Source organism: Pelotomaculum sp. PtaB.Bin117, assembly GCF_002067195.1.
In the GTDB taxonomy this organism is placed as follows: Bacteria; Bacillota; Desulfotomaculia; order Desulfotomaculales; family Pelotomaculaceae; genus Pelotomaculum_D; species Pelotomaculum_D terephthalicicum.
The window spans coordinates 1-10,366 of sequence record NZ_MVQM01000173.1 but is presented as its reverse complement, the minus strand read 5'-3'; the positions used below and the strand labels follow the sequence as shown (position 1 = coordinate 10,366).

11 protein-coding genes are annotated in these 10,366 nt (G+C 45.0%); 2 read left to right on the top strand and 9 right to left on the bottom strand.

The features are described 5' to 3' along the window. Positions 1–172: 172 nt before the first annotated feature. The 7 genes from A4E54_RS14375 to A4E54_RS14345 all read right to left on the bottom strand — a co-directional run bounded on the left by A4E54_RS14375 (position 173) and on the right by A4E54_RS14345 (position 6,740). Positions 173–814, bottom strand: coding sequence for a TfuA-related McrA-glycine thioamidation protein (locus tag A4E54_RS14375; protein ID WP_286726513.1), 642 nt, complete (start codon positions 812–814; stop codon positions 173–175). Further along, the gene (locus A4E54_RS14370; RefSeq protein ID WP_286726514.1) at positions 811–1,935 is read right to left on the bottom strand and encodes a YcaO-related McrA-glycine thioamidation protein; all 1,125 of its coding nucleotides are present in this window, start codon (positions 1,933–1,935) and stop codon (positions 811–813) included. Before A4E54_RS14370 ends, A4E54_RS14375 begins: the two co-directional genes overlap by 4 nt. Next, on the bottom strand, positions 1,916–2,944 hold the full coding sequence (gene plsX / locus A4E54_RS14365) for a phosphate acyltransferase PlsX (protein ID WP_240085005.1): 1,029 nt from the start codon (positions 2,942–2,944) through the stop codon (positions 1,916–1,918). Before plsX ends, A4E54_RS14370 begins: the two co-directional genes overlap by 20 nt. Further along, entirely contained in the window at positions 2,941–3,516 is a 576-nt protein-coding gene (gene fapR, locus A4E54_RS14360) for a transcription factor FapR (protein ID WP_240085006.1), read from the bottom strand. The genes plsX and fapR overlap by 4 nt, the downstream gene beginning before the upstream one ends. Before the next feature lie 146 nt (positions 3,517–3,662). Next, positions 3,663–3,842: a 50S ribosomal protein L32 gene (gene rpmF / locus A4E54_RS14355; protein ID WP_240085007.1), complete on the bottom strand. Its 180-nt coding sequence runs from the start codon at positions 3,840–3,842 to the stop codon at positions 3,663–3,665. Between the two features lie 83 nt (positions 3,843–3,925). After that, positions 3,926–4,435, bottom strand: a complete 510-nt coding sequence (locus A4E54_RS14350) for a YceD family protein (protein ID WP_240085008.1) — start codon at positions 4,433–4,435, stop codon at positions 3,926–3,928. A 100-nt stretch (positions 4,436–4,535) separates the two neighbouring features. Next, complete coding sequence (locus tag A4E54_RS14345; protein ID WP_240085009.1) at positions 4,536–6,740, bottom strand: PAS domain-containing protein; 2,205 nt, start codon at positions 6,738–6,740, stop codon at positions 4,536–4,538. Positions 6,741–6,973: 233 nt separating this feature from the next. Between A4E54_RS14345 and spoVV the strand changes: the two genes are divergently transcribed. Next, positions 6,974–8,221: a dipicolinic acid transporter SpoVV gene (spoVV, locus tag A4E54_RS14340; RefSeq protein WP_240085010.1), complete on the top strand. Its 1,248-nt coding sequence runs from the start codon at positions 6,974–6,976 to the stop codon at positions 8,219–8,221. Positions 8,222–8,333: 112 nt separating this feature from the next. On the opposite strand, the gene A4E54_RS14335 is transcribed toward spoVV, so the two are convergent. Then, a complete protein-coding gene (locus A4E54_RS14335; protein ID WP_240085011.1) occupies positions 8,334–9,068 on the bottom strand; it encodes a DUF4367 domain-containing protein in 735 nt (244 codons plus the stop codon). Positions 9,069–9,089: 21 nt separating this feature from the next. Beyond that, entirely contained in the window at positions 9,090–9,623 is a 534-nt protein-coding gene (locus tag A4E54_RS14330) for an RNA polymerase sigma factor (protein ID WP_240085012.1), read from the bottom strand. Positions 9,624–9,912: 289 nt separating this feature from the next. On the opposite strand from A4E54_RS14330, the gene A4E54_RS14325 reads away from it, so the two are divergent. Further along, complete coding sequence (locus A4E54_RS14325) at positions 9,913–10,338, top strand: DUF6147 family protein (protein ID WP_240085013.1); 426 nt, start codon at positions 9,913–9,915, stop codon at positions 10,336–10,338. Positions 10,339–10,366: the final 28 nt, after the last annotated feature.

Genomic DNA, 10,366 nt, shown 5'->3' with positions numbered 1-10,366 from the left:
AAGCTTGATGATGGATGGACAATCCATCCATGTTAAACAATAGCTTAATTTTTGTCCTACCCCAGACAAAATCGCTCTATATTTAACGTTGTAAAATTTTTTAATATTTTTTTATTTTATATAAATTGCATTTCAGAATTACAATAATTTTGAAAATAGCGAATAAATATATTTAAAGCGCGGCGCACGCCTTTTTCACCGTTTCGAGGACGGTTAACGCGTCCTCCCTCTTAATATCTCGGTATTTAATCGTAAAGTAGCGTTGGAAAGCCTCTCGCCCGCTTTCATCGAGAACCTCGGCGGCCATGGACTCAAAGGACCGCTTGGTCCGGCGGGGATAATAGACCGAACGCAACTTTTCCAGGACCTTGGTTCTTTGAGAGGGGTCCATCGCCCTATCGGCCACCGCCTGGTCCAGGAAGAAGCGCATGTTGACCAGAGGTTCGGAGAGCGGCTCCATCGTTTCAGGATCGAACACCAGGGCGACCTCGTCATCTCCCTGGATCTCGCCGCTCGCGTACATCTCGAAAACACGACCTACGCCGATCATCCCGTAATGGTTCATCTCCGCCGCCCGCAGGGCCCCCATGCTCCCGCCCCCTATCACCTTGACCTTGCGGTTCAGCAGGGACAGTATCTCTCGGTGGCCCACGGAGCAGCTCTGCAGGAAGACCCCGTCGATGATCCCTACCACATCTACGTTCTCAAGGCTGGACAGGTCCCCCCGTTTGACCGGGGGACGATAATCGGCGTCCAGCACCGCCTCCGCCTCCTCGCGGGGAAGGCTGGGGCCCAGGAAGACCACCGGCCTCATGCCACCAGCCTCGGGCCCAGGCGGTCCATGTCCATGGCGTAGATCTCCATGCCAGGAATGATCACGCGCACGACCGGGACCTCGAGCTCGGGCCTGGTCAGTTCGACCACGATGACCTTCTCGAACCCTAGGCCGACCAGATGGTCCAGGACCACCTCGATGTCCTCCAACAGGTCCTTGGTGTCGAACTCCGGGAAATCGGACATGCTGATACCATCGGACGGGGAGAAGTACATGGCGTTCATGCGCTTCATGCGCTCATAGCCCAGCGTGCGGTTCAGGTCGGCCTTGGTGGTGTCCTCGCGGGCGCCGTGGATCTGCGTGCAGCGGCTCTGCGCCACCTCGGTGAGCGCCCGTATGGCCGCCACCCGGGGGCTCAGATGGGTGCCCACGCCCAAGTTAAGCAGGGCAGGGTCCTTCAACCTGACGTCGTCCGCAGCGGCGGCGATGGTCGGGATGCCCACATCGCTGGTCAGGTCCTTGAGGTGGACCTCCACCCCCTGCTTGGCGAACCTATCCAGCAGATCGCTGACCACCGGGCAGTCGTCCTCCACGACTATCTCCCCCCGGGGCTTGCGCCTGGCCTCGCAGATGGACCAGGCGTCCCTCTCGATGACCTCGCACATGGCGTGCAGCACCGACTCCTCCAGGTTGTTCCCGGAGGCCAGACCGTTGGTGTTGCTCCGGAACAGCTGCAGGTCCCTCTTTGATTCGTATGGATGATATACCGCCACGGCCGGCACCCATATGTCCTCTCCCTCGATCAGGTCGTAGCCCTTGACCCAGGCGATGGGATGGTAGTGGACATGCATGTTCACCATTTGGGGAAGTATGAGCGAGCGGGGGTCCACGGCGTTCTCGCTGGACAGCAGGTCCTCCATCATGTCCGTGCGCAGCTTCTCGTTCCGCGGCTCCGCGGAGTAGCGCTCCATCGCCTCCATTATGGCGGAGACCTTGGCCTGTTCCCGGCTGGCGATTCGTCTTTCGTTTATTCCGGTCCTGGAACGAATCCATTCGCCGCTGGTATCTACCATTTTCTCCAATTCGTCATTGGTAAGAATTCGCTCCGGTACATAGGTCCCAATCCCCAAAATTCCGGCGTTAACCACTTCCCTGTGCATCGGCGCAATCAACCTCTTTCTTTTCAGCAATCGTAATGCTATCCCTGATAGCATCCACCAGAGAATTATCAACTGATTCCATAGCCACTCTGATTGCATTTTTTATCGCTTTGGCCGTGGATCTGCCGTGGCAGATTACCGACACCCCGTTTACTCCCAATAAAGGAGCGCCGCCGTATTCGGTATATTCAATCCGCCTTTGGAAACCCTTCAAAGCTGCCCCGGCCATAACAATTCCCAATTTTGCCAAAAAACTCTTGGCAATTTCCTCTTTCATGATGTTAAAGAGAGATTCTGCCAACCCCTCTCCAGCCTTTAAAACTATATTTCCAAGAAAACCGTCACAAACCAGCACGTGCGCCGTACCCCGAAAGATTTCGCCGCCTTCCACATTGCCGATAAAATTAATTCCCGCTTTTTGCAGCAATGGAAACGCCGCCAGTGTTGCTTCGTTTCCTTTTGTTTCTTCCTCACCGTTGCTCAAAAGGCCGACTCTGGGATTGTCAACTCCGAGAATCTTGTGAGCGTACAGATGGCCCATCATACCGAACTGAAACAAGTTATGCGGTTTACAGTCCACATTGGCTCCGATATCCAAAAGCAAGGTAAAATCTTTCTCACTTGGCAGCACCACGGCTATGGCCGGGCGGTCGATACCTTTGATCCTGCCGAGACTCAGCAAAGCCGACGTCATGGAAGCGCCGGTGTTGCCCGCTGACACCACAGCGTCGGCCTCACCTTCCTTGACCAACTGGGTCGCCCTGACAATAGACGAATTTTTTTTCCGCCGCACGGCTACTGCCGGGTGATCTTTCATTTCAATCACTTCAGGGGCGTGCACAACATTCACCAATCCGGCTGCCTCGCCGCTCCCGAGTTCGGCGCGCACCTGATTTTCGTCCCCCACCAGGGTAACAGCCACCCCATATTCCTCAACAGCCTGAAGAGCACCCTTGACTATTTCCCCCGGGGCATTGTCACCACCCATAGCATCCACAGCGATTTTCACTGCGGTACCTCCTCCGCTATCGCAAAAACAATAAATTTAGCTTGGAACACAACTTCTCCCTTAACATAAGAGACAACTTTTACCATGTATTTATTTCCCTTGTTTGATTTTATAACCGCTTTAGCGAGCACTTTTTCTCCGCAGTAAACCGGCTGTTTAAAACTTACCCTGGCGATACCGGTTAAAGCCGCTTCGGCATTAATTACCGCAACGGCAAGCGAGTTAGCCTGCGCAAAAAGATGATGGCCCCTAAGAACTCTAATTTTGCTGAGCGTCATTTCAGGGGTTACATCCAGGATTGACGTCCCGTTGCGGCCGACATCCAAATCCAGCAGTTCCCCCACTATTTCCCCTCCGGACAGCGTTCTGAGCGGTGCTCCCATTCCCATGGCCACATTTTTTAATCTCTGTCTGTGCTCAGGGATTTTTAAAACCGCTCTGTCCAATCTAATGGTCTGAACACTGACATTAAAAATTTGCGCCAAGTCTTCATCAGTCAAGAAAGGGTCGCTGTCCAGATACATCGCAAGACACCGCAGTCTCTCAATTTTACTGGCGCTTTCCCGAGACACAACCCCTCACCCTCAAAAATGACTATTAATTAGTACCAGGTGCTAAAAATAGTATAATGTACAGAATGCTAATTGGCAAGCAAATGGAAAAAAATAAGCTTAGGTTTGGCAACCTGAAGCTTATTAAAAAAAAGCTAATTTTTGACCTATTTCATCTCTACAACTTTTCTGGCTTTGTAATATCCGCATTCCGGGCACATATGATGAGGCATAATCAAAGCGCGGCACTGCGGGCAATTCACCAGTGCCGGAGCTCCCAGTTTCTCATTGGCTGCGCGCCGCTGTCTCCCCCGCTGTTTGGATGATTTCCTTTTTGGTACTCCCATTTTAACACCCCTAATCCTTTCTCATGTTTTACCAAATAGCTTAAAATTATTACTTCCTTCAGGCCGGAATCCGGCTGTGGAAGCTACTGATTGGTTCCTTTCAACAATTTCTTTAAAACACTTAAACGCGGGTCTGTTTCATCGTCTGAACAATCACACCGGCTTTCATTCAGGTTGCATCCGCACCTGGGACACAGACCCCGGCAGTCCTCGCTGCATAGCGCTTTCATCGGTAATGAGAGAATTATACTATTCAATACTTCAGGAGCGATATCAAGAATATCCCCGCTGAAAGTCACAACTTCCCCTTCACTGTCCTGCGCCGCTTGGGCATATGTTTCTTTAAAAGGAACATGAAAAAAATAATCGTAAGGTTCCAGGCAACGGCCGCAATTAAGCTTTAGCCCGCCGGACACCTCTCCCTCAACCACTAACGCTGAATCGACGTTGCTGACAATCAGACTGGCTTTCACCGGACCCAGAAAACCTAAATATTCCCCCCGCAGTTCAAAAGGAGGCAATTCCGCCGACAAATTAAAAGGCCCGAAATCCCCCGGCGCCTTCTTTATCGCGCCGACATCCAGCTGCAGCATAAAGTTCCACCCCATATTCAACATGAAGAATTATATATAAGATATCGCGGCTTTGTCAAGATTTTTCCTGCCTTGCGGCAAATCGGCCTGCAAGATTCACCTAAACAACTTTGAAGCGCACGAAAAAAGTGGTGCCATGCGGATTGGTGTCAAGAGAAATTTTAGCGTTGTGCCGGTTAGCGATACTGTAGCACATAGACAGCCCCAGGCCTGTGCCGTTTTCTTTTGTAGTAAAAAACGGCGTGCCGATTCTATCAATTATTTCAGGTGAAATTCCTTTTCCTTCATCCTGAACGGCCAAAATCACTTCTTCCCTTTCTGTAAATGTTTTTATCGTTATTTTTCCGCCCGGAGACATTGCCTGCAACCCGTTGCAAACAAGGTTCAGGATCAACTGGCGGATTTCTTTCTGATTAAGAAGTATTTCAGGCACGTCACTTAAAAATATTTCAATATAATTATCGTGTTTCATGGCGTTTGCCTGAATCAACGGGTATAGCGCTTCAATAATGGTATTTATGTTTTTCTTTTGCAAATCAACGGCTTTGTTTCTGGCCAAAGATAAAAATTCAGTAATTATCGAGTTTGCCCTATCCAACTCTTCTATCATAAGAGAAAAATGGCCGCTGTGTTCTGAAAATTCCTTTTTGCCGGACAGCAATTGCAGAAACCCTCTAACGGTCGTCATTGGATTGCGCACCTCGTGGCCGATGCCGGCGGCCATTTCACCGACGAGGTTCAGTCTATCCAAGCGGTCCAATTCTTTTTCCATCTTCTTTTGCTCAGTAATATCAACCGTTGACGCGAGTATGCACTGCTCGCCGTAAAGTTCTATGACAACAGAAGACATAAGCCCGAAACCAAGTTCTCCAGACTTTGCGTGAAAGGCTAGTTCCACGTTTTTAGCAAATCCATTTTCCTTTATTCGTTCCATCATCTGCGAATATTTTTCTGGTTCCAGACAAATTTTCAAGTCCGCCAGGGTGCGCCCGATCACTTCTTCCCGTTTATAACCGGTAAAGTTTTCGAAACTTTCATTAACATCGACATAACTTTCATTTCTCAGTAATTTTATAGTTTGTATGTTTGGGTTGGCCTTAAATGCTTTCAAAAAGCCTTCTTCGCTCTTTTTTATTTCTTCTTTTTGCTTTTCCATCATTTTTCGTTCTGTAATGTCATGTATAATTACCGACAATCCCTCGGGAGAAGGATAAGCGTGAAATTCAAAGCAAGAGTTCAGAAAATTTGAATAATAATTCACCTGCAAAGGCTTTTGCTCTGCCATTGTTTTTTGCAGAGATTGCAGCAATTCTGATTTGTTCGCATCCGGGAACAGCTCCCAAATAGTCCTTCCAATTAATTCTTTAGGTGACTTTTTGCCGATACGCTGCGCTTCTTTATTAGCGTAGGTAACTCGCCAGTCCTTATTACAGCTAACAAAGCCGTCTGTAATTCTTTCAAGTATTTCAGTTTTTTGGCGGTTGGATTTCTCAAGCTCCTCCTCAAGCCTTTTTTTATCGGTTATATCCCTTGCAACGCTACATATTAAACCGCTTTGCTCATCCTGCACCACGTTCCACTCAAGCCATTTATATGTTCCGTCTTTACAACGCAACCTGTTTGTAAATTTATTTAAGCACTCATATTGTGCCAGTGAATGCATTTTATTATTAGTTGAAGGCAAATCCTCGGGGTGAATTAGGGTCCGGAAGTCAATCGAGCAAAATTCCTCACCGGTATAGCCAAGGATGCTTTTTACCGAGGGATTAACCATTTTAATTTTATTTAAATCCCCGATGCACAAAATATCGCTTACAGCGTTAAAAAGAGTTCGCAGATCATTTTCCAACCTGAAATGGCCATAAACATGCCGGGTGATATCTTTTACAGTAAGCAACAAGCCGCTGAAACTCCTGTCAACGTCTTTAACACACCATATCTGACAATCCCAATACAAATATTTATTAAATTTTGATTCCTGCGGCAAACCATGCAATTCAAAACTTTTTCCGGTAATAAGAGTTTTTTTGCACTGGTCAATGAGTCTTTTTACATCTTCCGCCTGAAAATAATTAGTCAAATTATCTTCCATATATTTACCAATTAATTCTTCAGGTCTGTGGCCGGTAATTGAAGCCGCATAAATGTTGATTTGACTGTATTTTAAATCCGCATCCAAAAGAACCAGACCGACCGGCGCCTGTTCAAAAACACTTTGAATAACCACAGCTCTTCGCTGCTCCAACATTTTTAAGCTTAGTTCAATTAATTCACTATTTTTTAGGGTGGCATTATCTTTCAACATACCCGCCTCCATCCACAGAAAGCAAATTATTGTTCATTCCATTTTTTCAACTTTTTATTAACATTTTCCTTCAGAAATTTTGTCGAAACCTACCGATTGACAAAAATATTCAAGAATTTCACTCACGGGAGCTTTTTTGAATCCTTTTTTAATAAAACATAACCGGGTGAATTAGTTAATAAATTATTAATTATCAAAAGAAAGAGGCTTAAGAGTTAGGAGTGAGGTGAGTTATGAGGCACTTATATAAGCCACCAGGCCGGGCGAAAGATTATAATAAGCTGTTATGGACAACACTAGCGGTTCTTTTTGTCCTATCAATGATATTCCAGCCACGCGTCGCATTTGACGGCGCTGTTATGGGTTTGAAAACTTGGTGGAACATCGTCTTTCCTTCGCTCTTGCCCTTTTTTATCGCATCCGAACTATTGATGAGCTTCGGTGTGGTTCACTTTATGGGCGTGCTGCTGGAGCCGGTGATGCGCCCGCTATTCAACGTGCCCGGCGCCGGCTCTTTCGTTATGGCCGTCGGCTTCAGCAGCGGCTACCCGATTGGCTCCATGGTTACCGCCAGGCTCCGCTCGCAAGGGCTATGCACCAGGATCGAGGCCGAACGGCTGATGTCGTTCACCAATAATTCCTCCCCTCTATTTATGCTGGTCGCAGTCGCGGTCGGCATGTTCAACAACCCCACCCTCGGTTGCATTATCGCCGGTGCCCATTATCTATCAAATATTACCCTAGGCTTTGTCCTGCGCTTCTACGCGCGCAACGATGCCGAACGCGTACCCGAGCCGCCGGCCCAAAGCAGGGGGCTGGCAGGCCAGGCTTTCCGGCAGATGCTTCAGTTGCAGCGGCAAGACAACCGCCCGCTCGGGAAAATCATGGGGGACGCGGTGCGCAACGCCGTAACCAACCTGCTCAACATCGGCGGTTTTATTATCCTTTTCGCCGTAATCATCAAAATGCTGACCGCCGCCGGCTTTATTAACAGTCTGGCCGGTTGCCTCGGCATTTTTCTCCTCCCGTTGGGATTTTCCCCTGAAATTCTCCCAGCCCTGGCCAGCGGTTTTTTTGAAATGACCATCGGCTCAAAACTTGCCAGTGAAACAACGGCCCCGCTGCTCCAGCAAGTGGTTGCCGTTGGGATGATCCTGGCCTGGAGCGGCCTGTCCATACACGCCCAGGCGGCCAGTATGATCAGCGAAACCGATATCAGGATGCACCCCTTCATTATAATCCGCGTCGCCCACAGTTTTCTCGCCGGCTTATACACCTACGTTATTTTCCAATGGTACAGCCCGCTGCAGCCGGCCGCCGCGGCGATGGCAGCTGCGGCAAAGTGGCAAAATTGGAATTTTACTTTTTTGAACCTTAAATTATTCGGTGTTTTCATTATTTCCTTGGTTATAATAATTCTTATCGCTTTAATACTCAATCTTGTCAGCAACATTAAGATATTTACTTGTAAGATCAAGTAATATTGGCTATCCTCGGTGCTGCCAGAAGTACTATTGCTTCCACTCAGCGGATAGGTCTATGGGAACGTAAAGGTTCAGAACCAGTTTAACCTGGAAGACTGAAAAACAACTCTTAAGGAACCCTGCGCATATTGCTGCCCAACTGGATTATTTCGTCCTCGCTAATATTGCCATCCATAGAAATAAAAACCTCACCATCAATCCAACTCAATGAAACAAGCTGCTTTTTATAAGCAACTAACGTTGCTTCTTGTCCATTAATTCTAATTCTCTTAAGAACGGCATCCTCGTTGTCAAAAGAAAGACCCTGGCTAAAGCCTTTTGTGATGTTGATCTGTTGAATGTCAACCTTACGGTTATCGTCTGTAGCCAATTTTATTGAAACGTCGGTAGAATCACCAAGTTCTTCCGCTGTGAAGGAATTAATGTGATATTCGTTCAGATAATCGACGGGCAAAAGAATCTCAAATGGAACAGATTGAATCTTTTCAATAATATCCGGGCTTAAGCTATTTATATCTTTGCCGGCAGAATCTTTATTCGCATAATTGATGCCGACAGTTTGAACTTTTCCAATTATAAATGATTTAAAAAATTCTAAAGACTTTAAACTTATAGCCTTGGCCTGTACAGGAAACAATAAACTTAATAAGATGCCAACACAGAATAAAACGGGAATTATTATAGCAATACTTTTTTTTACAAAATAATAGTTTCTTCGTGGTAAATATTTTTCTTTAAATTTAACCCATTCTCCATCCAGATTGATCTCTTTTGGCAGCTCTTCGTTAATGTTTGCCTTTGCTGCTTGTTCAATTAAGTCGTCCATTGCGGTTTTAGGATTCATTAATATCTTCACCTTCTTCCTTTATTCTTCAATAAATCCTCTCTTAATCATTTCTCTCTTAATCTTATCCCTACTCCGATACAAAATGGACTTAATCGTTCCTTCCGATATGTTCAATATGGATGATATTTCCTTTATTTTCATGTCTTCACAATAATACAAAACAATTATAGCATGATAAGGTTCTTCTAAATTTCTAATAATTTGTCGTAACTCTTCAATGATTTCTTTATTTTCGACTATAAAAAAAGGATTGATTTGTGTGTCCTCAAAGTCGTTAATATCATAAGTTTTTTCTTTAATCATTTTTCTAAGTATGTCAAACACAGTGTTTTTTGCTACAGTCTTTAACCATGATTCCAACTTATCCGGTTCTTTTAGTTTGTCAAAATTATTTATAGCCTTGAAAATAGTTTCTTGGGCGGCTTCCTCAGCTATAAATTTATTATCACAGTATCTGTAGGCTATATAATAAGCAGTTTTATAATAATTTTTAAAAATAAATTCCGCTATATCATCATGAGTTTTATTTTTATCAAATGGGAAAATACTCAATAAACTTTCCTCCTCAATTTATCGACAATAAGAGATAACTTCGACAATTTTCTGGGGCATCCTTTAATATTTATGAAAATATTGTGCCCTTGAGCTTTTCAAATGTACATTTGTTGAATAATGTCGAATTCAGTCAAATAATCATATATAATTAAAAAGATTTTCTATGTCCTGCAATTAAAGTGAGCAATAACGTAAATAAATAATATTTAAAAAATTTTCACATTATGCAACCATAATTGATATTAAACGTCTATTATTTATAGAGACATATTTAAGGAGGGTCTTTATGAAAAGACGTTTTTTGTTTATGCTTCTAGTATCAATGTTGTTACTATTGCTATCATCTGGCCTTGCTGAAGCAAAAAACGGAGGGGACGGTGTCGTTACTTCAATTTCATTTGATTATTTATCAAAAGCCCAGAGCTCAATATTGGTTAATACTAATAATACAATAAGCGTTAAAGGAGAAACCAGAGCATATACAAATGTTGAAAAAATCGCAGTTACTGTTTATCTTGAAAAGAAAAACGGCAGTAACTGGACTGTGGTAAAAAGTTGGTATAATTGCAATTATGACGATTCAAATGTCATTTCCATAGGAACCTCGGGAACTCTTTCCTCCGGTACTTATAGAGTCAGGAGTTACCATCGAATAGATACTGATGGTATTATTGAAACAACAGATTCATATACAAACCAGCAAACAATTTGAATATTACCTTTCTAAACTTACTATCTCT